At 44.3% G+C, this 22,365-nt stretch carries 16 protein-coding genes; 6 read left to right on the plus strand and 10 right to left on the minus strand.

Going from position 1 to position 22,365, the window contains the following annotated elements:
- Positions 1-97: 97 nt before the first annotated feature.
- Positions 98-310 (minus strand): hypothetical protein, encoded by a 213-nt coding sequence (locus QUA80_RS06240; protein ID WP_333422414.1) that lies wholly within the window; start codon positions 308-310, stop codon positions 98-100.
- 199 nt (positions 311-509) lie between these two features.
- Between QUA80_RS06240 and QUA80_RS06245 the strand changes: the two genes are divergently transcribed.
- Entirely contained in the window at positions 510-1,922 is a 1,413-nt protein-coding gene (locus QUA80_RS06245; protein ID WP_333422416.1) for an NB-ARC domain-containing protein, read from the plus strand.
- Between the two features lie 21 nt (positions 1,923-1,943).
- Here QUA80_RS06245 and QUA80_RS06250 read toward each other — a convergent pair whose 3' ends face one another.
- The 6 genes from QUA80_RS06250 to QUA80_RS06275 form a co-directional block, all read right to left on the minus strand.
- Positions 1,944-2,111: a hypothetical protein gene (locus tag QUA80_RS06250; protein WP_333422418.1), complete on the minus strand. Its 168-nt coding sequence runs from the start codon at positions 2,109-2,111 to the stop codon at positions 1,944-1,946.
- Positions 2,112-2,117: 6 nt separating this feature from the next.
- Positions 2,118-2,294, minus strand: a complete 177-nt coding sequence (locus tag QUA80_RS06255) for a DUF5615 family PIN-like protein (RefSeq protein ID WP_333422420.1) — start codon at positions 2,292-2,294, stop codon at positions 2,118-2,120.
- 9 nt (positions 2,295-2,303) lie between these two features.
- The gene (locus tag QUA80_RS06260; RefSeq protein ID WP_333422422.1) at positions 2,304-2,633 is read right to left on the minus strand and encodes a DUF433 domain-containing protein; all 330 of its coding nucleotides are present in this window, start codon (positions 2,631-2,633) and stop codon (positions 2,304-2,306) included.
- A 190-nt stretch (positions 2,634-2,823) separates the two neighbouring features.
- On the minus strand, positions 2,824-3,846 hold the full coding sequence (locus QUA80_RS06265; protein WP_333422457.1) for an ATP-binding cassette domain-containing protein: 1,023 nt from the start codon (positions 3,844-3,846) through the stop codon (positions 2,824-2,826).
- A 495-nt stretch (positions 3,847-4,341) separates the two neighbouring features.
- Positions 4,342-4,530, minus strand: coding sequence for a hypothetical protein (locus QUA80_RS06270; RefSeq protein ID WP_242716917.1), 189 nt, complete (start codon positions 4,528-4,530; stop codon positions 4,342-4,344).
- Positions 4,531-4,865: 335 nt separating this feature from the next.
- Complete coding sequence (locus QUA80_RS06275) at positions 4,866-5,789, minus strand: histone deacetylase (RefSeq protein WP_333422424.1); 924 nt, start codon at positions 5,787-5,789, stop codon at positions 4,866-4,868.
- A 276-nt stretch (positions 5,790-6,065) separates the two neighbouring features.
- Here QUA80_RS06275 and gyrA point away from each other — a divergent pair, with 276 nt between their 5' ends.
- The 3 genes from gyrA (at position 6,066) to QUA80_RS06290 (ending at position 11,065) form a co-directional block, all read left to right on the plus strand.
- Positions 6,066-8,777: a DNA gyrase subunit A gene (gene gyrA, locus QUA80_RS06280; RefSeq protein ID WP_333422426.1), complete on the plus strand. Its 2,712-nt coding sequence runs from the start codon at positions 6,066-6,068 to the stop codon at positions 8,775-8,777.
- A gap of 118 nt (positions 8,778-8,895) precedes the next feature.
- Positions 8,896-9,552 (plus strand): Uma2 family endonuclease, encoded by a 657-nt coding sequence (locus QUA80_RS06285; RefSeq protein ID WP_333422428.1) that lies wholly within the window; start codon positions 8,896-8,898, stop codon positions 9,550-9,552.
- Positions 9,553-9,772: 220 nt separating this feature from the next.
- Positions 9,773-11,065 (plus strand): ribonuclease D, encoded by a 1,293-nt coding sequence (locus QUA80_RS06290; protein ID WP_333422429.1) that lies wholly within the window; start codon positions 9,773-9,775, stop codon positions 11,063-11,065.
- Positions 11,066-11,098: 33 nt separating this feature from the next.
- Here the strand turns inward: QUA80_RS06290 and QUA80_RS06295 are convergent, their stop codons facing one another.
- The 3 genes from QUA80_RS06295 to QUA80_RS06305 all read right to left on the minus strand — a co-directional run bounded on the left by QUA80_RS06295 (position 11,099) and on the right by QUA80_RS06305 (position 15,578).
- Positions 11,099-11,764, minus strand: a complete 666-nt coding sequence (locus tag QUA80_RS06295) for a hypothetical protein (RefSeq protein ID WP_333422431.1) — start codon at positions 11,762-11,764, stop codon at positions 11,099-11,101.
- A gap of 2 nt (positions 11,765-11,766) precedes the next feature.
- Positions 11,767-12,759, minus strand: a complete 993-nt coding sequence (locus tag QUA80_RS06300) for an ImmA/IrrE family metallo-endopeptidase (RefSeq protein ID WP_333422433.1) — start codon at positions 12,757-12,759, stop codon at positions 11,767-11,769.
- Positions 12,760-13,046: 287 nt separating this feature from the next.
- Complete coding sequence (locus QUA80_RS06305; protein ID WP_333422435.1) at positions 13,047-15,578, minus strand: VWA domain-containing protein; 2,532 nt, start codon at positions 15,576-15,578, stop codon at positions 13,047-13,049.
- Positions 15,579-15,790: 212 nt separating this feature from the next.
- Here QUA80_RS06305 and QUA80_RS06310 point away from each other — a divergent pair, with 212 nt between their 5' ends.
- The gene (locus QUA80_RS06310; RefSeq protein ID WP_333422437.1) at positions 15,791-16,780 is read left to right on the plus strand and encodes an AEC family transporter; all 990 of its coding nucleotides are present in this window, start codon (positions 15,791-15,793) and stop codon (positions 16,778-16,780) included.
- 161 nt (positions 16,781-16,941) lie between these two features.
- Positions 16,942-22,359, plus strand: a complete 5,418-nt coding sequence (locus tag QUA80_RS06315; RefSeq protein ID WP_333422439.1) for an ATP-binding sensor histidine kinase — start codon at positions 16,942-16,944, stop codon at positions 22,357-22,359.
- The last annotated feature ends 6 nt before the right edge of the window (positions 22,360-22,365 follow it).

Consider the following 22,365-nt stretch of genomic DNA (forward strand, 5'->3'; position numbering starts at 1 on the left):
CTTGTACACTTGTCTAAAGCGCTCTTGAGCATGGGAAAAAGACGATTGCCATATAGGTTGGATTTTGCATTTGCTCAATCCAACCTACTTATTAGGGCTACTTTCCCTTTAATTGTTCTTTCTTTTTCAACAAAGACTGGCGTGCTGAATCTGTCAAATTTGGCTTGGCAAGCTCTTTGTTAATCCTGTCAATTTGCGAGCTACTCCCAGAACTGCTGCTAGAGGAACCTTTTTTACTTTTTTCTCCAGCCACTTCTTTGCCCTGCTCAATTTGTTCTTTTCTTTTCTTGTCCATTGATTCAGATGACATTGAAATATTCCTTGTAAATAAATAGTTACTTAACTAGATATTATTAATTATTTTGGGGTTTGTCAGTAGGATTTAGCGAGAATTTACAAAATATTACAGCTATAATTTAGTGTTAGACAGTGGGATTTAGTTGTCAAAGTGGGAAAAAGTGCGATAAAGTGACAATACCCTAAATCAAACAAAACTCCCAGACTGCCCTATGGACATTCAAGATGTATTACAATGGACAGACGCTCAGATATTGGCTAAGACAGGAAAACATCTTGATTCCTTACAAAGATGTACATTAGAGCAAGTGTGGGAAGGTCATAAATACCCAGAAATAGCTTTAGCTTGCAAACGCAGTGAGGATCATATTAAACAGGTTGCCAGGGAATTATGGAAACTTCTCTCTGATATATTGGGAGAAAAGGTTAAGAAATCAAATTTTCGCTCCACAATGGAGAGGTATGAAATCTCTAAAGTTTCAAATTTTGGAGATTTTAATTTTGGGGATTTTAATTTTGTACAAAACAAAGGCAACATTAACGTCTGTCCAGACACCTTACACCACAAACAAAACTCACCTTTTACACAAACCTCGAATCAAGACGATACCCAACAAAAACCGCGACTCGATTTAGGAGATGCACCCGATCGCAAAACCTTCTACGATCGCCCTTCATTCCCCCTCACCGCCCTCGAAACCTGGATTCTAGAGCAAAACTGCCGCCTCCTCACCATCATCGGCATGAGTGGCACCGGCAAAAGCTCGATCGCCCGTCACCTCATCCCCCAAATTCAAACTCAATTCGATCGCATCATCTGGCGCAGTCTCCGCACCTCCCCACCCCTCGAAACAACCCTCAAAAACCTGATTCAATTTCTATCCGATCGCACAGATATTAACTTTTCGGCCAACGCCGATGCTCAATTGTCAATCCTAATAGAAACATTGCGCGAAAATCGCTGTCTCATCATCCTCGATGACGTGCAGCAAATTCTCAGCAGCGGGCAACTTGCAGGACATTATAAACCCGGATATGAAAACTACGGAACTCTATTTAAACTCATCGGCGAACTTCCCCACAATAGCTGCTTAATTCTCAATAGTTGGGAACCTCCATCAGACATCCTCACATTCACCGACGATAATTCAGCAGTATGTTTGTTGCAGTTAACCGGTTTAGGTGAAGCCGCAACAGAAATTCTTAGAGAAAAGCGTTTGTTGGATGAAGAAACCTGGCCTGATTTGATTAACCTTTATCAAGGTAATCCCCTGTGGTTAAAATTAGTCGCTCAAACCATTAACAACTTATTTAGCGGTAGAGTCTCTCAATATCTAAGCTATCAACCAGTATTTTTAGGTGACGAATTGACACCGATATTGCAGCAGCACTATCAGCGGTTGTCTGAAATAGAAAAACAGGCGATTTCGCAACTTAGTAATGAAAGCGAGCCTGTTTCGTTTACCCAATGGATGGCAAAATGTCAAGGATCGCAAGGCGAATTATGTAAAGCAATTCTATCTTTAGCCAGACGGGGAATGATCGAAAAATTGAACGGTGAAACAGAAACCGTTTTCACGATTCCACCCGTGTTAAAACAGTATGTTAAAATAGTTCGAGAGTAGTCTTAAATATATAGCTGATTGTTACAAGGGTAGATACAAAACAACTCCTTTCCACTCCGATTGTTCGCTACAGTTAACCAGCACCAGAAGTTCATCAATAGCCTGTCTAACTGGCATTCGATCGTTAATTATAAACAAACCTGACATTTGTTCCTTATCCCTCAACTGTTCGTAAGCCAAATCGGGCATAGTTGCTCAGTCATGGCTTAACACAATGCGATCGTTCTGGGCCGCCCAGTTGAGAATTGTTGGATCGTCAGCTTCTCGCAAACCAACATCCTGAACGCGAAGCAAGTCAAGGTCTGGCTGACGCAGGAAAAGCCCTCGAACAATATCGCCATTAAAATTTTCATCGCTCAACAGCCGCAGCATAGTTAACCCTCAAGATTGTTTTTGGGCTAACAAGCGCGATCGAATAACGCTGAGATCTGGTTGAATGCCTAACAAACGCTGACGGACGGAATCTGCTAATTGTTCGCGATAATTGAGATAAGTTTCCACTGCTTCTTGGTGTCGGAGATAATAGCCGATCGCACTATAGACATCCGACAACGACAGAGTTGAATAACGCTGCACAATTGATTCTGGCGACGCACCATCCTGAAAAGCTCGAATCACCAATTCCAGCAAAACTCTTGAGTTTCCCACCCGAATAGCTCCTGTTGCATCTTCTCGGAAAGGAGGCGCTTCAACTTCCAAAACAAGATTCATTTATTAATTTCCTCCAAAATCACTATAGTATTTTTCGATTCACTCTTAAGATCATAGCTAACTTATCTCGCTTGTCTGCGAAGGCAGACTTCGTTTGTGTAGACGCGGTTTCCAACCGCCGAACGATCTAAAAAAGAGAAGAAGGCTTTCTCTTCCTTCTTCCTTCTTCCTTCTTCCCTCTTCCCTCAAACTACGATCGCATCGCCTGTTTTTGCTCGGCTTTCAAATCGCGGTTGCTAGCAGCAGCCAACTCCGCATCCAACAGCGTCTTACCAGTCGCAGCCAAATACACATCATCCAAACTCGGCCGAGATTGAGCAATCCCAAAAGTAGGCAATCCCGCATTTTTCAAAGCTTGCTGAATAGTCACCAGCACATCGCTTTGCGGTGTTACTACTAAATTGAGAGAATTTCCTTGGGCCTCGTTGACAATTACTTCCTGCACAAAAGGCAGAGATTGCATCAGATTTTTAGCTTTTTGGGCTTCTTCCATCGGCGAAAACTCCCGAATCCGCAGAGTCACCCGATCGCCCCCAACCCGATTTTTCAACTCCTCCGGCGTCCCCTGTGCAATTACCGTACCCTTGTCAATAATCGCCACGCGATCGGCCAAAGCGTCAACTTCTTCGAGATAATGGCTGGTAATCAACACCGTCGTACCTTCCTCCCGCAAGCGCCGCAGGAAATCCCACACCACCACCCGGCTTTCAATATCCAGCCCGACAGTCGGTTCGTCTAATACCAAAACATCCGGCTGGTGCAGCAATCCAGCAGCCAAATCCAAGCGTTTGCGGATACCGCCGGAATAAGTACCCGTCTTTTTATTTTCCCACTCTTCCAAACCGAGGAGTTTGACCATTTCGGCAATCCGCCCTTTAATCCTATGGCGCGGCAAATGGTAAAGCGCTGCTTGCAGTTGCAGGAGTTCCCGCCCCGTCAGCACCTTATCGAGGGCCACTTCTTGGGCGACGTAGCCGAGTTTTTGTCTGGCAATTCTCGGCTGACTGACAGCAGAAATACCAGACACTTCAATGCGTCCGCTGTCTGGCGATGTTAAAGTACAAAGTACCCGCAGGGTTGTGGTTTTGCCTGCACCGTTGGGGCCTAGCAAACCAAATATTTCCCCCGGTTCTACCTTGAAGGAAACATCTTTAACGGCTTCTACATTGCCGTAGCGTTTCTGAAGATTTTCAATTAAAACGGCGGGAGCCATATATTTTGGGGATGAACTGGTTGTTAATATTTTGACACTTCCGGGTTCAAATTGCCGGAATGTTCGATCGACCAATGCGACTCGCTGTGCTTGTAACGATAGCACAATCGTCCTCAACGGGAAACTGCTGATACTTTTGATTTTCGATCCCCGTTTAACAAATATCAACTTTACAGCGGTTCCCAACCCCTAGCGCATCAGTCTTTCCCAATTTCTAATCTCACATCTCCCCTGCAAAAAATTATGAGTTTTGAGTTGATTATAACTGCTCAGTTAACAACTCAAAACTCACAATTTTTCAACAAGTAGAGATGCACCCAAAACCTGTTATTTTATAATTATCTCTACCTATAGACTGATGTTTAGCGGGATTTTGATAATTAAGACCGTTGTCAAACACATCTAACTTTCGAGCCAAGTATTAAATACCGAAAAACTTCCCGAGGTGGCAAGTTCTACTTTTAGCTCTCCTCCAGAAAGTTGACTGCGGCGTCTTTAATCGACAATTTTTACCCAACCGCGGCGCACGTTGTACAGCAGTCGGTTGATGATGGCATATTCATCATCATTCAGTGTTCTTTCTAACAGGGCAGATCTGAGCTGTCTCCGGTCGTGGCGAGTCACGACACTGGAGAACATGACCTGACCAAATAACTCTTCGAGTGTCATTTGGGAGACTGACATGATAAACCTCCTAGTTGATTGAGACAGATAAAATTTTTACAGCCTGATTGTAATCTTATTATGCTCTCTGCGAGCGACGATTTAGGCGATCGAACACATTGACACGGTGTGATTTTTTGGCTGAAAATCTGTGACCGAGACTTTGATGTCAAGTGACTTGGATCTCTTAAATTTGTGATTTTTGTCACGCAAGTCAGAAGGAAGAACTCAGAAGGAAGAGGGAAAAAAGCTATCAAGCGCGATCGCCAAATAATCGCTTCGCTGATGCCCTCAAAAGCTCTGAATCGGTTTCTAACCGCTTGTCAAAGTCATTTTCCCCTCTTCCCATTTTCCAGCTAATTGAGGCATCGGTCAATAGTTGCCACAACCGACTCGGCCAACTCTTTGAGCGCGTAACCCCCCTCCAAACCAAAGGCGATGCGGCGGGTGATTTGCAGGCAGTATCCGGTGAAAGTACCGTAATCTGACGGATCCAGAGTCATGCTCGCCAGGGGATCGGACGCAGTAGCGTCGTAACCGGCGCTGACAATCAACAAATCCGGTTGAAAGTTTGACAAAAAAGGCACGACAAGAGATTCAAAGGCGCTCAGGTATTCAGCTATGCCGCCGCCGGGATACAGGGGAATGTTCAGCACGTTGTCGTAGGCCCCGCGCTCGTCGGTATCTCCGGTTCCCGGATAGCACGGAGATTGGTGCAGGGAACAGTAGGCAATTTGCCGGCAGTTTTGCACCAAAGATTGAGTGCCGTTGCCGTGGTGCACGTCCCAGTCTAGGACGGCGACGCGGTTGATTCCCGGCTGTTCCAGGGCGTAGTGAGCGGCGATCGCAGCATTGGAAAACAAGCAAAAACCCATCGCGCGGGCGTTTTCGGCGTGGTGTCCCGGCGGCCTGGCGAGCACAAAAGCCGGTTCGCTTCCGGAGATCGCTCGATCGACCCCATCGAGCCAAGCACTCGCAGCCAGCAGCGCTACGTCGTAACTTTCAGCAGAAATCGGCGTGTCGCCGTCAAGGTAGCCGCCTCCCCGATGAGCCAAATGTTCGACTTCTTTGATGTATCTTTGCGCGTGAACTTTTTTGATAGCCCAGAACAGTTCTTGTTCGCGCTGCGCCACTGGGGTGGGCAGTTGCCACTCAATTTGAGCCGCCCAGGGAGCAGCTTTCAGAGCATCGGCGATCGCCGTTAAACGTTCTGGTCGCTCTGGGTGAAGCATTCCAGTCTTGTGCAGCAAGAAATCTTCGGAGTAGATGACGGGTAGCATCAGGAGATTTTAGATTTTAGATTTTAGATTTTAGATTTCAGATTTCAGATTTTAGATTTTAGACTATTTTTTCCCCTTCACAAAGCAGCCTGTTTTACTAAACAACAATTATCTTAATTTTTATGGCTATTTTTCCATAAAGTCAAAGGCAAATTGTGATATAATTTCAGGAGTAATTTGCAATATTTGGCAGCTCTACTGAATCCAAATCGATTTTATCGCATTTTTGGCATTTATAGCGGTCAAATTTAAAGTTTTAACGGAGTTTTTCAACCTATGAGCACCTCTGAGTCGCGGATAATCCCGACGGATCTGGGTAATGAGATGTCCCGATCGTACTTGGAATACGCCATGAGCGTAATTGTCGGTCGGGCGCTACCAGATGCCAGGGACGGTCTCAAGCCCGTTCACCGACGCATTCTCTACGCCATGAACGAATTGGGCTTGACTCCCGATCGACCTTTCCGCAAATGCGCCCGCGTCGTGGGGGAGGTGCTGGGCAAGTATCACCCGCACGGAGATACAGCGGTTTACGACGCCCTGGTGCGGATGGCTCAGGATTTCTCCATGCGGGAATGCCTGATCAACGGCCACGGCAACTTCGGCTCTGTTGACAACGACCCGCCCGCTGCCATGCGGTACACCGAATGTCGCCTCACAGCTCTGACTAGCGACTCCATGCTGCGCGACATCGACTCGGAAACAGTTGATTTCGGCGACAACTTCGACGGTTCCCAGCAAGAACCCCTCGTACTCCCCGCACGCATCCCCCAAATTTTGCTCAACGGTTCCTCCGGGATTGCTGTAGGGATGGCAACCAACATTCCGCCGCACAATTTAGGCGAAATAATTGACGGTTTAGTAGCGCTAATCCACAATCCAGCAATTACCGACCTGGAATTGATGCAGTACATCCCCGGCCCGGACTTTCCCACCGGAGGGCAAATTCTGGGGAGATCCGGCATTCGCGATGCTTACACCACCGGGCGCGGTTCAATTACAATGCGCGGAGTCGCCGGCATTGAAACCATCGAACATCCCGGCCGCCCCGACAAAGAAGCAATTATTATCACCGAATTGCCTTACCAAACAAACAAGGCAGGGCTAATTGAGAAAATTGCCGAACTTGTCAACGACAAAAGATTAGATGGAATTTCCGACATTCGCGACGAAAGCGATAGAGACGGAATGCGCATCGTGATCGAACTCAAGCGCGACGCCTATCCCCGCGTCGTCCTCAACAACCTCTACAAACAAACACCCCTCCAAGCCAACTTTGGAGCCAATATGTTAGCGCTAGTAAATGGGGAACCCCAACTACTTACGCTCTCCCAATTCCTCAATGTCTTCCTAGACTTCCGCATTGAGACAATTACTCGCCGGACTCAATACGAACTCCGCAAAGCAGAAGAACGCGACCACCTTCTGCAAGGCTTATTAATTGCCTTAGAAAACTTAGATGCAATTATTCACCTAATTCGCGCCGCTGCCGACTCCGCCGCCGCGAAACAAGAATTGATGGATAATTACGGTCTTTCTGAACAGCAATCAGACGCAATTCTGCAAATGCAGTTACGGCGTTTGACCGCATTAGAAGCGCAAAAAATTCAGCAAGAACACGAAGAACTGCGAGCTAAAATCGCCGATTTGGAAGATATCTTAGCGCGCCGGGAACGGATACTAGAAATCGTCGAAGTTGAAGCAGTCGAAATCCAAACCAAAATCGCCACTCCTAGGCGCAGCGTCATCGAACACGCCGAAGGAGAAATCGATGAAAGAGATTTAATTGCCAACGAACAAGCAATTATTCTGATTACAGAGCAAGGCTACATCAAGCGGATGCCGGTCAGCACTTTCGAGGCCCAAAGTCGCGCTACTCGCGGCAAAGCAGGCGCGAAAATGAAAGAAGATGACGGAGTAGAACATTTCCTTTCCTGCTGCGATCATGACAGCGTTTTGTTCTTCAGCGACAGGGGCGTAGTTTATTCTGTCAAAGCTTATCAAATCCCCGTCTGTTCGCGGACTGCCCGCGGCACTCCCGTGGTGCAACTGCTGCCGATTCCTATAGAAGAAAAAATCACTTCTATGGTATCAGTCACAGAATTCACCAGCGAAGAATACTTGGTCATGCTGACTCGCGGCGGCTACATCAAGAAAACAGCACTTTCAGCTTTTGGCAACATCCGCACTAACGGATTAATCGCCATTTCTCTAGAAGAAGGCGACCAACTGCGCTGGGTGCGGAGAGCAAAAGTGGATGACAGCATCATCATCGGTACGCGCCAAGGGATGGCAATTCATTTCCGCACCAATCACGAACAGTTGCGCCCAGTCGGCCGCGCGACGCGGGGTGTAAAATCAATGAAATTGCGATCGGGCGATGAGTTGATCAGCATGGACATTTTACCCAGTTCAATTGTTGCCGAAATTGCTGAGTTGGACACAGAAGATTCGGAATTTGAGGGAGCTAATATTGCTCAATTAGAAACAGAAGACTCAGAATTTGAAGGGGCAGAAATTGCTGACTTGGAAAATGAAGAAGCGGAATTGGAAGATGAAGAATTAGAACTGCAAGCCGAGGAAATTGAAGGCGAAGAAGCCGAAGAAATTCATAAAAATAGCAGCGGAGTTCCTTCGGTGTTGGTAATCACAACCAACGGCTACGGCAAGCGGGTTCCAGTTTCTCAATTCCGACTGCAAAGACGGGCTGGCAAGGGATTGACAGCTACTAAATTTAAGTCTAAAAAGGCTAAGGATTACGTAGCGGCGCTGCGAATTGTCAACGAAGATGACGAGTTGATGATCGTTACCAACCGAGGTATTATTATCCGTCAGGCTGTGAGTGCAATTTCCACCCAATCGCGCACAGCAACGGGCGTGCGCGTGCAGCGGTTGGACGAGGATGATTCGATCGTAGCTGTGGCTTTAGTGCCGCCTGCCGGTGAAGAATCTGCCGAAGAATCCGACTCTGAGGAAGCGGCAGAATAGTCATAGGTTAATAGTTTGTAAGGTGCGCTAGGCGCACCTTACTGCTGAATGGTAAAAATGCGATCGTCCCTACTCAGAAGTTTTCCCTGAAAAGTCAAAGATTTTTTCCGGTGAGGTAATGATGAGTCAACTCCAAACCCAACTACTAACTGATACCTGGGTTACAGCGACTTGGGATGAATATATAGAAATTATTAAACAGCCGGAGTACGATCGAGCAAAATGCTACTATTACAACGGACAGTTGAGGATTGAAAAGGCAGCAGTCGGGCCCGATCGTGCTGATGACAACGGAATTATCGTCATCTTAATAAATTTATTTGGCATTGCTAAAGGTATAAAAATGAGACTGCTGGTCAACTGTAGCTACGCCAAAACCGGTGTTAGAGGCGCTCAACCTGATGCTTCTTACTACATCGGAGACCGGGTGCAAACGGCACCTCGCGGCAGTTCGGTAGTGCATTTAGATAGCGCAGTTTCCCCAGATTTAGCGATTGAAATTGCCGACAGTTCTCTCGTTGACGATTTGGGGACAAAAAGAATGATTTATGAAGAATTAGGGGTGTCTGAGTATTGGGTAGTAGACGTACAAAAAGCCCAAGTTATTGCTTTCAAAATAATTGCTAACCGGGGAAGCGAACGTCTCACGGAATCTCAAGTTTTGCCGGGGCTAAAAGTTGCTTTATTAGAGGAAGGTTTGCGCCGCAGTCGCCAGACGGACAATACAGAAGTCGGCAACTGGTTTTTAGAGGAAGTTCGCGGGAATCCTCAATAGTGCGATCGACTGCATTCTTTTGTTAAACTGAAGGCTAAAAACCCGGTTTCTACGAGTTTTGTGAACAGGAACGAGAAATATAGGAAGAAACCGGGTTTCTGAAGTTTGCGTGTCTCCAGGACAGGGCAAAGCCATGTCCGGCGCTTGAATCGTTGACAATCGAGCCGATAATTGCTATAGCTTAATAGAATCAAAAAGTTAATAGCAAAAGTCTCTAAAAATGCCTTATTTAACAGCAGCAAACGACATCAAAGCACTCATCGCTAAATTTTCCCAAGCTAAAATCCTGTGGGTTGACACAGAAATAGCAGACTATAAATCCAACCCCAGATTATCTCTGATTCAAGTGTTAGCTGACTCCACAGATTCGAGTGGAGATGCCACTTTTTTACTAGATGTCTTGGATAAACCTGAATTGGCCAAAGATTTTATCAACCAAATCATGGTCAATCCAGATATTGAAAAAGTCTTGCACAACGCCAGCTATGACATCAGATTTCTGGGCAATGACGACGCTCAAAATGTCACTTGCACATTAAAAATGGCGAGAAAAATTCCAGCTTACATTCTGCCATTACCTAATCGACAACTCAAAACTTTAATAGAAACACTTTGCGGCATTGCTTATGTAGATAAAACAGAACAAAGCGGCGATTGGGCAAAGCGTCCCCTGACCCAGAAGCAGCTAGAATATGCCAAGATGGACGCGGTTTATTTAGCTGGAGTGCATCGCCGCCTGCTAGAAATTCTTGCCCAATGTTACCCCGAACCCGCAACGGAAAACTTGACAGCATTGGGCGAAAAATATCAGGAAATAGAATCTCGGTGGAAGCCGCTAGATTCAGAAATCGCTGAAGTGAAAGAACGCATAAAAGCAGGGATGCTGGCCCAAAACCTCAAAGACAGTTCTTATTTTGAGCTTTCCAGTTCGATAACGATGAAAGTAGATTTCCTCACCCTAGCTAGACTGACACAAACTGAGGGAATTGAGTTAAATTTTCCGGTGACGCTGACGAAAGAAATTCAAAAACAGTTAGGCAAACTTATCTCCGATCCATCTTTGGCAGTTGAGGAAATTGCGAGTTTGCGGTTAAATTCTAATGTACAGCAGCGGCGAAAATCTACTAAGAAAATTGCGCCGGAACCGGAGAGTGAGGATTTAACAGCATTGGGGGAAAGGTACAAAGAAATTTTGCCTGAATGGAAGTTGCTGGATTCTGAAGTTGAGCATCTGAAAGAGCGCATTAAAAAAGCAATGCTGGTGCAAAATAAAGAAAATACTCCCCATTTTAAGTTATCCAGTTCTTCGATTTTGAAGGTAGATTTTGCTAGCTTGGCAAAACTTGCGCTATCTGTGGGAGTTGAGTTAGATTTTACGGTCACGCTGACTCAATACATCCAAAAGCGGTTAGGGGAAGCTATTAACAAAATTGACGTGCAAATTGAGTATATTACCAGTTGGCGGATGACGGCTAAGACTGTGGAAGATGAAGATGAGGAAATTCCGTTTTAAGCCAGGACTAAGGCAAGCGTGTCACACTTAAATCTACTTGTAAGGATTTAGTAAATTACCTGCCTCCTGCCGACACTCCTCAATATAATTTTTTAAAGTAGCTAGGGAGTTCTCATGTGTTGATTTAAGCCCTGAACCAAAAACACTCTTAATTGCTGTATCACATTCTCGAACAGGAACAATGAAATCTCGAATAGTCTCAAAGCCATCGGCTTCAATATTTCTGAGAACAAGCTGCTCTAAGCACCATAATCTATGATTGAGAGATTCTTGAATGATAGGTAAGTTAACTTTTGCTAAGGCTTTGATGAATCTTTTATCTCCAGTAAAAATCTGAGCAGATTTATCTTTTTGGATAATTTGTATAGCATGACTTGTGAGAATTGCCTCACCTGTATCGATATTTTCAATATTGGATAATTGAATAAAAATTTCTGGGTCAATATCAGATTCAGATATTTTTGGTAAAGTCTTAGTAAGGTAAAGAACTTGTTTATAATTAATCAAACGATCTTCTGGTTTTCGACTTTTCCCTCCTTCAAATTTTTTCCAATCCCCTTCAAATTTATATTGTGCCGTCTCTAGGATATTAACTTGCTCAGAACTAGCATCAAATAATTGAATAGTCTTATTGAATAGCTGGAATGTAGCAAGCTTTTTGATGATGTCATTATCGATGCAATAGATACAACTAGACAAAGCTATTCTCCTAAAATCTGGTCTAAGTAATCAGCATTATCGTCACTTAATTCCTCCCAATTTAGATGCTGATCTAAAAAATTGTTAATAGTCTTGTGTCCTTCTTTAGCAGGATTGATTAAATTTACGCATTTCAAAGACAATGGAAAATAATCTTTATTATACCAGCAATAATTTAAAGCTAATGCAGATGGATCAATAGTTGAGTCACTTTGAAGAAGTTGAGTAATTTTATTCTTTAGGTCTTTTGCATTCTTAAATTTTTTATTGCCGACGGAGTTGTCTAAACTGTTGACTAGCAGTTTAACTGCAAACTGATTGCTATCTCTTTCTTCTCGATCATCACAGTCTTGCTTAATATCGTCATCAATCAAAATACCTTCTTTAATATGACCCAGGGCGAGATGACCCAGTTCATGGGCAAGATCGAATGCTAGACATACGGGTTGTGTCTTACCACTACTCAAGACAATCACGGGATGATCGGCTTGCCATTGGATCATGCCTCTAATTTTGCGGGTATTTTTAGGGTAATTCTTAAAATAGACAACAGCGATACCATGTTCCCAACAGTAATCGAGCAAGCTGTATAAAGTGACTTGAGGATGTTTGGCAACTATCTCTGAACGAACTTGATGAGGGTCGGATGGGATGGGTTTAAATTCGAGCTTTATAGCGTCAGCGACCACTTCCGCAACCCGTGAGGCAAGTTGATGGGCAACATCAGGTACGTCTGCTTTATCCTGTTGATGGTACTTGAACTTGGTATGAAGTAAGGGCTTAAACTGAGGCTTCTGATTCTCGGCTAAAAGACTCTTGAGGTCTAGGTGCAGACGTTGGGCAATATGACCAGCACCCTCTAGGACGGCGACGGGTTTATTGTCTAATTCTTCATTCCACCAACTGGGCAAACCTTTTTCTTGAACGAAACGTTTTGAGAAACCGATCGCCGAGAGTTTTTTATAGAGAACAGACATTGATAATGTTTGTGTCATTGGCTTGCCCTCCGTATGAGAATTCGCGTAATATCATTGTAACCTAATTGCAGAGAATTTGGCTACTAGATTTTTTATAAAGCGTTGTTCTCTATCCTACCACAGGATAAACTTTCGCAAAAGCAAAACCAAAGGAAAGTTTCAAACCCGAACGATTCCGCTCCTGTCGTCTTGGCAACCTAACACTTTTCCCATCTACCTATTTCCTAGTCGCCACCGCTGCCCCTTTGCGGTTCATTTCAATCACCCATATTTAACCAAGGTGGGCAAAATGCCCACCCTAATTCCTACTTCCCTACCGTGAAATACTCATTCTTAGCATACACGCTAATAATGCAGTCTCCGACTTCAAAAAACATCCCCTCTTGCTCATCTTTAGAAAATTGCAAGTTGCCGTATTTAGAATTAATTTCCTCAGCAGTCGCCGCTTTTGCCTCCATTTCATCCGGGATAAGTCCGGTAGAACCGATATAGAAAACCAGCGGTGAAACTTTTTCGCGGTACACTTTTTCGGCATAAGCGTCCAGTCGCTCGTTGGCATTAGCTAAAGCAGCGACAAACTCCTCTCGCTTGACATCTTCTCCCTGCCATTTCGCTTGCAAAAGGCGCAGCAAACTATCTGCACCCACTTTGGCTAAAGTAGCGCTAACAATTCCGTTATCCTCCAACCCCAAAAACTCATCGAAAATCAGTTTCATCAAGTCGTCAACTTTGGTGATTTTTGTTCGGGATGACAGCGTTTTGCGTGCGAAGACAACAGGCTCATCTAATGTGATGTCAAATGTCGGTTTTGCTAGCTTTTCCCCCGTGTTTTTGTGGTAAACTTCATAAAGGCGATCGAGAAATTTGTTGGCAGAGTGCAATTTGCCGAAGTTGAGAATGTTTTTGCTGCCGATGTCGATTTTGTAGCTGACTCGCGAATCTACTGAACCGCTGGCGATCGCACTTTTTAAATCTGTGTATTCCGTCGTCGTCGGAAAGTTGATGTAAAGGTTTTTTGACAGATAATGCTGTTTCAATTCTTCCAATTGTTCCGCTGTGTAAGACTCGGATTCCTCCTTCAAATGAGCCGAGAGAATGCTAGAGAGAATTTTGATTTCTGCCAGTTCCTCAAACACTCCGTCAAGGCTGCCGTAACGCCCGTCAAAAGGCACGAGGGGCAAAGTCTCTAACTTAATATCGTACTCTGAACGGAAGTCAAATTCTTGCACGGGCAAACCGTCTTTTTCCAGGACACCGCATTTTTTGAGCAAATCAAACACTGGTTTGCTGCTGATTTTGGTTCGCAGCGACTTAATATTAACTTCGCCGTCGCTGACAATGGTATAATTGTTGAAAGTATTGAGGTCTGTAACTAGAATTCCCGCCACTTCTGCGATTAAAGTTTCATCCTCAACTTTTACCAGCTTAGCTTTTCGGGTAATCAGCATATTGATGGTAGCGGTATTTTGATTGATGGCAAATGAACCCATTTGCACGTATTCGCCACCATCTAAGAATTCAGTTTTCAGCCAAGGCTTGACAAGGTTGCCGTTTTCGTCTCGCTTTCCTTCAATTCGCTTCAAACCTTTTCGCTGATAATTTTCTTGCAAGTGTTTCAAGTTGATGATGATGCTGTTGCTGTTTTCCTCCAATATCTTGATTAACTCCAGCAGGGAAATTTTATCGCTGACTTTTACCCGATCGCCAATTTGATGATTTTTCAACACATCAGGCGCAAAAACAGCCTGTTCCAAATCTTCCGTAAACTCGGCTATTTGGGCATTTGTCAAAGCTTTCGCGTGTTTTTCCGTCAAAGTAGCGTCGAAGGTGCTCGCCAGCGCATACTTAGCCGTATTTAAATTGCCGTCAGCGAGGTTAGCTTTCGCAAAAGCAAACACCGACTCATCAGTTTGAGCAACGGGAACATCTAGTTTGTCATACTCATCTTTGGCGACTTTCTGATATTTGTAAAACAGTCCGCGATCGTCTGCTTTCAGCCCGCAGATTTTCAGAGTGCTCGATGAACCGTTGATTTTATTGCCACTTTTGGAAACAAAAACTTGATAATCGTATTCCTTAATTAACGGTTCTTCCAGCGGAGGTGCAACGGAACTGCCTAACAGTTTTGTGCTGTCGTAAAGAGCATCGTAAACCATTTTGACTTCGCCAGCGCGGATGCAATTTCCCGATAATGTGTTGGCGATTTTGGAGAGAAGTTTAAAATCAGCATAGCCATAGGATATCGTGTTGGCAAACACATCCATGTCTTTGAGTTCTTCGCAAATTTCCCCTAGTTTTGCAGCTTCCGAATTGGCGCTGGGGTCATTTGCATAGCCGTCTGTGTGCAAATTGATCGCTGTCATTTCTCCCGCTTTAACCAGAGATTTAGCGAGTTGCATCGACTGCGATATGCAGGTAGATCCAGCCGTGTGGATTTTTTGAATTTCTTTGATGTATGGAGAGTCAAACGTCAGCACTTCTTGAATGGGAATTCGCTGGAAATGACAAATTACGTTCCCCTTGTCAGCATAGGAAATCAGGCTGATAATTAGCTGGTAATTGTTGTATTCGTCTAAGGTCAAAAGCTTGATGAGGGTTTCTTTCAGCGGTTCTAAGTCATAATACATTGAGCCGGAACGGTCGATGATGATGATGCTGTGAGCGACGGATTTTTCTGGGATATCACCGGGCTTTCTTTCTAAATTAATGCGATCGACTAGATAGAATGCCTTTGCGTTTCCGGCAAAATTGTAGAGGGTAAACTTGGTGCGAGTATTGGAGGCTGCTTGGCTGCTGGAACTTTTAACTTGAGATGATTGTTTTGCTTGCCGTGCCATAGTTTTCACCTATGTTGATTTATTCCTCAACTTTATGATTACACGCGCTTCTGTGGATGTCAAGGCCTGTGTGGAAAATTATCTGCGAGGCTGAATAAGCATTAATATTGAGCGCTGCGGTGGCAGGGAAAACTGCGGCGGTAGGCTAAAGGTGGGCTTTTTTGGCAAAAGTAGCGGATCTGCGTAAATATTTAGTAAAGATTTAGCCAATCATGCTTTATTTAGAAAATCCGCTGCTCAAACTTTATGTAAATACGATCGGATGGGTGGCGTTGGGATTTTTTCTCGGCCGCCTGCTACCGAGAAGCTATTCTACATATTTAGCCAAGTTTCTTTTCTTCTTTGGCACGCCATTGAGCATTGTTGCTTTTATCCGCAGCGCCAATTTGTCTGGCGCTATTTGGATGGCGCCGCTGATAGCTTGGGCGGCAATTCTAGCAGGTGGAGGACTCGCTTGGATTTTGATAAATTTCGGTGTCGGCGACGAACGTTTCAAGACTCTTAATCCGATCGCCCAAAATAGCCCGGAACACACCAGCGCTTGGAGTTTGCCCGCTCAAGGCAGCTTCTTATTAGCAACGATGGTGGGTAATACGGGTTTTTTAGGCATTCCCGTCACCTTGTCCTTATTAGGATCGGAACACTTTGCCTGGGCGTTGTTTTACGACTTGCTAGGCACTACCATGGCAATCAATATACTGGGAGTTGCTATTGCTTCTGTCTGCGGTAAAAGCGATCGCCGTCAGAGTTGGTTGGGTCCGGTGCGGGCAATTTTTCTGAATCCGGCACTGTGGGCTTTTGGTCTAGGGTTGGTCTCGCGCAGCTTGCCGCTGTCGGCACAAATCGCAGAATTGTTAACCACAGGCGCTTGGACTGTCATTACTTTATCTTTAATTACGATCGGGATGCAGTTGAGCAAGTTGAATTCCTTGCAGAACCTCAAACAAGTTTTAGCTTGTCTGGCGATTAAAATGCTGTTAGTTCCTTTGGTATTTGGCACGGGATTAACGTTTTTGGGGATCGCGGGCGCACCGCGACTTGTGCTAGTGCTGCAAATGGCGATGCCTCCTGCTTTTGGTACTACATTGTTGGCCGAAGCTTTCAATCTCGATCGCGAATTAGCCGTAACTGCGATCGGCATAGGCTGCCTTAGTTTATTATTCACTATTCCTCTATGGATGAGGATATTTAATTTTCAATAAAAATAGGAGTTGAGCGGTTTAAAAAGTGCTTTATTTCAGTGATCCTAATCACAAATATTTAGCGCTTGATGTCATATTAATTTAACAATCACTGGACTGGGAAAGTGTATGGGGCTCTGTTAATGTGGAAATAGCCCGTGGATGACGGGAAGAATAAAAGTATGACAACTATAAATTTTTCATTGACAGGTTATCAAATTCTCGATCGCATTTACTCAGGAACTCGCACCCTAGTTTATCGAGCTTGCCGCACTGGCGACAAACAGCCCGTCGCCATCAAAGTCTTGCGGAACGAGTATCCCAGCTTCAGCGAACTGGTGCAATTTCGCAATCAGTACACGATCGCCAAAAACCTCAACTTCCCCGGCCTCATCGAAACCTACAGTTTGGAACCCTACCAAAACAGCTATGCGCTGGTAATGGAAGACTTCGGGGGAATTTCTCTCAAAGAATGGACTCAACAAGGGAAAACTCTACCCGATTTAAGCGAGTTTTTGCAAATGGCGATCGCACTATGCCACACCTTAAATATTCTCTACCGAGAACGCATCATTCACAAAGACCTCAAACCCAGCAACATTTTAATTAACCCGGAAACCAAACAAATCAAATTGATCGATTTTAGCATTGCATCTTTACTACCAAGAGAAACCCAAACTCTCATCAATCCCAATGTATTAGAAGGAACACTTGCTTACATTTCTCCCGAACAAACTGGCAGAATGAACCGGGGAATTGACTACCGGACTGATTTTTATTCTTTAGGAATCACCTTCTACGAATTACTGACAGGAGAGTTGCCATTTCAATCCAATGACCCGATGGAATTAGTGCATTGCCATATCGCCCAAGCCACACCATTAGTACGCGAAATTAATCCACAAATTCCGCCTGTACTTTCAGAGATTGTCAGCAAATTGATGGCAAAAAATGCGGAAGACCGCTATCAGAGTGCCTTAGGTCTGAAATACGATCTAGAAAAATGTTTACGTCAACTTCAAGAAACTCAGAAAATTGAGAGATTTAAAATAGCCCAAAGGGATCTGTGCGATCGCTTTCTGATCCCCGACAAAATCTACGGACGAGAAGCTGAAGTAGAAACCCTGCTACAAGCATTTGATAGAGTCAGTCAAGGTGCAACAGAAATGATGCTAGTAGCAGGTTTTTCAGGAATTGGAAAAACAGCCGTTGTCAACGAAGTGCATAAACCAATTGTCAGACAACGCGGCTATTTTATTAAAGGCAAATATGACCAATTTCAACGCAATATTCCCTTCAGTGCTTTCGTCCAATCCTTCCGGAATTTAATGGAGCAATTATTAACCGAAAGCGATGTTAAAACCCAGCAATGGAAAACTAAAATCTTAGAGGCGGTTGGCGAAAATGGTCAAGTAATTATTGAAGTGATTCCCGAACTTTCAAGAATTATTGGCGAACAACCACCAGCGATAGAGCTATCAGGAACGGCGGCACAAAATCGCTTTAATTTATTATTCCAAAAATTTACGCAAGTCTTCACCAGTGCATCACATCCATTAGTCATATTTTTAGATGACTTGCAATGGGCAGATTCGGCATCGCTCAAGTTAATGCAGCTATTAATGGCTGATACAAGTCATCTTTTCATAATTGGTGCCTACCGCGATAATGAAGTCAATCCAGGACATCCCTTAATGTTGACTTTGAATGAAATTGCTAAATCACAAGCAAAGATTAATACGATTGCTTTAGCACCACTGAGTCAAGAGCAAGTAAATAACTTAGTGGCTGACACGCTCAAATGTTCGGAAGATGTAGCATGGCATCTTTCTGTATTGATTTATCAAAAAACTAAAGGAAATCCGTTTTTTGCCACCCAGTTTCTCAAAGCACTGTATCAAGATGGATTAATCCAATTTGACTTTGAGATCGGCTGTTGGCAATGCAATCTATCAGAAGTGACGGCTCAAGCAGTTACAGATGACGTTGTAACTTTTATGAGTTGCCAACTGCAAAAATTACCGCGATCGACTCAAGATGTCTTGCAGTTAGCTGCTTGTATAGGTAACTCTTTTGATTTAGCAACTTTGGCGATTGTTTCGCAGCAATCGGAAATTGAGACGGCTGCGGCTTTGTGGAAAGGTTTGCAAGAAGGGTTGGTTTTACCAATTGGTGATATTTATAAGTTTTATGTCGGGCAAGAAAATCAAGCACCTACATCCGAAAATCAACTGATTGTTACATACAAATTCTTACACGATCGCGTCCAGCAAGCCGCCTATTCCCTAATTCCCAACGACCAAAAACAGGCGACTCATTACCAAATCGGACAACTGCTGCTGCAACAGATTTCTGCACCAGCTAGAGTTGACCGTATTTTAGAAATCGTCAATCAATTAAACTACGGCACGGCTTTAATTACCCAACCAACAGAACGAGAAGAATTAGCCCAACTCAATTTAATTGCCTGTCGCAAAGCCAGAAGCGCCACTGCCTATCAAGCTAGTCGCGAATATGCCAGCACCGGATTATCTTTGCTGGGAGAAAATGCTTGGCAGCAGCACTATGAAATAACACTATCATTCTATGACGAAGCGGCGGAATTAGCTTCTTTATGCGGTGACTTTGAGGCGATGGAAAAGTCGATCGAGACAGTCCTTGCTCAGGCAAGATCTTTACTGGAACAGCTCAATGTTTATCGAATTATAATTCGCGCAAAAACCTCCCAGAGTAAACTGACAGAAGCGATCGCGATCGGTATCCAGCTTTTGCAACAGTTGGGCGTAACGATGACCGAATCACCGACACCAGACGATATTCAACAGTTAATCCAAGAGATTAGCGATTTGATTGGCGACAGGGAAGTTGCAGAGTTTGTTCATCTGCCGATAATGACTGATGCCTGCGTTATTGCCATTCTTCAGATTGCCACAAGCATCCAGCCGGCAGCTTACCTCTGTGGCTCTCTGTTGTTTCCATTACTAACTTCCTTATCAGTCAAATTATCCTTGCAGCATGGCAACATCCCTCTTTCCGCTTCTAACTATGTTTGCTATAGCAGCATTGTCTGTAATCTCTTGCAAGATGTCGATTTAGCCACACAGTTTAGTCAGTTGGCATTGAATGTCGTCTCAAAATTAGATGCTAAAGCGACCAAACCTGAAGTATTAATGACGATGGGAATATGTATCCGACACCGCAAATCTCATGTCAAAGAAACGTTACCGCTCTTGAGGGAGAGCTACACGACTGCTTTAGAAGTCGGATCGCTGGAAATCGTCGGGTATACCGGCCACTGTTTGTGTCTAAATTCTTTTTGGTGCAGTCAGCCCCTAGACATTTTAGAGCAAGAGACGCGCACCTACTACAATGCTTTGTTGCAAGTTAACCAATTGATAACCGCCAATTACTGCCGGATCTATTGGCAATCTATGTTAAATTTACTAGGTTTGGCAGAGCATCCCACCCTGTTGTCTGGCTCAGCCCTCCAGGAGACGGAATTTTTGCCCCTGCATCTGTCTGCAAATGACCTATTTGGGTTGTATATCTTCTATTTGTATAAGCTCACCCTTTGCTTTTTGTTTGGGGAAATTGAGCCAGCTAACAATTATGCACTCTTAGGTAGAAACTATTTAACGGCAGCTACGGGAATGGTCTGCGAAGCTGCATTTTATTTATATGATTCTTTGATTGCTCTAGCACAGTTGAGTCAATCATCTAGTGAGGTATCAACCGCATTAGAGCGAGTCGCAAAAAACCAAACTATTTTACAGCACTGGGCGCACCATGCTCCAATGAACTATCAGCATAAGGTTGATTTGGTAGCAGCAGAAAAATGTCGAGTGTTAGGACAAAAAAGTGAAGCCATCGATCTATACGATCGGGCGATTTCTCTAGCTCAAGCTAACCAATATGTTCAAGAAGAAGCCTTAGCCAACGAACTGGCGGCAAAGTTTTACCTGGAGTGGGGCAAACAGCGCATTGCTGGAGAATACATCACCCAAGCCTATTACGGCTATACTCGCTGGGGCGCTAAAGCCAAAGTTGCCGACTTAGAAAAACGCTATCGCCAACTGCTTGCCCCCATATTACAGCAAACCCGTTCTCAGCTCTCAACTAATGAAACTATTTTCGCATTAGGGACTGCCACATCGACCAATGACACTACTTCTAGCAGTAGCAGTGTCTCAGATACCCTAGATTTAAAAGCGATTCTGAAAGCTTCCCAAACTATCTCAGGTGAAATCGAACTCGAAAAACTGCTTTCATCATTGCTTTCGATCGTCATCGAAAATGCCGGAGCTGATAAGTGCGTGTTAATGCTCTTGCAAGACAATCGACTGTTAATTAAAGGGTCAATTACTGTTGGCACGAACCCAGTCGTGTTGCAACGCCTTCCGGTTGAGGAAAGTCAGGATATTCCTCTGAAGTTAATTTACAAAGTCAAGCATCACCAGCAGACTGCTGTGTCGATCGAGCCGAGTACCGATCTGACTTTAGTTAACGATCCATATATCATGCGTCAGCAACCTAAGAGTATCTTGTGCAGTCCGATTTTGCATCAAGGTAAGTTGATAGGCATTTTATATCTAGAAAATAGTTTAGCAACGGGAGCTTTTACGAGCGATCGCGTTGAACTCTTGAATCTACTCTGTACTCAAGCTGCTATTTCTCTAGAAAATGCTCAATTGTACGAGCGCTCTCTAGAATATTCCCAACAACTAGAACAAGCATTACACAACTTGCAAAACGCCCAATTACAAATAATTCAAAGTGAAAAAATGTCTGCACTGGGTAATTTAGTAGCTGGTGTAGCGCATGAAATGAATAACCCCCTTGGTTTTATCTCTGCCAGTCTCCTGGAAACTAAACCTACTATTGCCGAACTAATCGAACACTTGACACTCTATCAAGAAAATTTCCCCGATCGGAGCGAGGAAATTATCGACCATGCCGAAGAAATTGATTTGGAATATACCTTAGAAGATTTACCTAAGATGATGGATTCCATGTCGGCGGCGTGTGACAGGCTCAAAAATATCAGTACCAGTTTACGTACTTTCTCCCGTGCCGATCGAGATTATAAAGTGCCGTTCAACATTCACGAAGGCATCGACAGCACGCTCTTAATTCTCAAACATCGCCTCAAAGCGAATGACCAACGTCCCGCCATCGAAGTGATTACCAAGTATGGTAATTTACCTAAGCTCGAATGTTTCCCCGGACAACTAAATCAGGTATTTATGAATCTAATAGCCAATGGGATCGATGCGCTGGAAGAATCGAATCAGGGACGCAGTTTTACGGAGATTAGAGCTAATCCAAATCAAATTACAATTCGGACAGAAATGAAGGATAATGAGTGGGCGATTGTTCGCATTTCCGATAATGGTATTGGCATGACGGAAGAGGTAAAGCAGCACATTTTCGATCACTTGTTCACCACGAAAGCGGTGGGTAAGGGAACGGGATTGGGATTGGCGATCGCGCGCCAGATTGTAGTAGAGAAACATGGCGGTTCAATTCACGTCAATTCTCTATTCGGCGGCGGAACGGAATTTGCGATCGCCCTACCAATTCAGGCAGAGAAACCCAGTTAACAAAAT

The sequence above is a fragment of the Microcoleus sp. F4-D5 genome (genome assembly GCF_036704885.1).
GTDB lineage: Bacteria > Cyanobacteriota > Cyanobacteriia > Cyanobacteriales > Microcoleaceae > Microcoleus.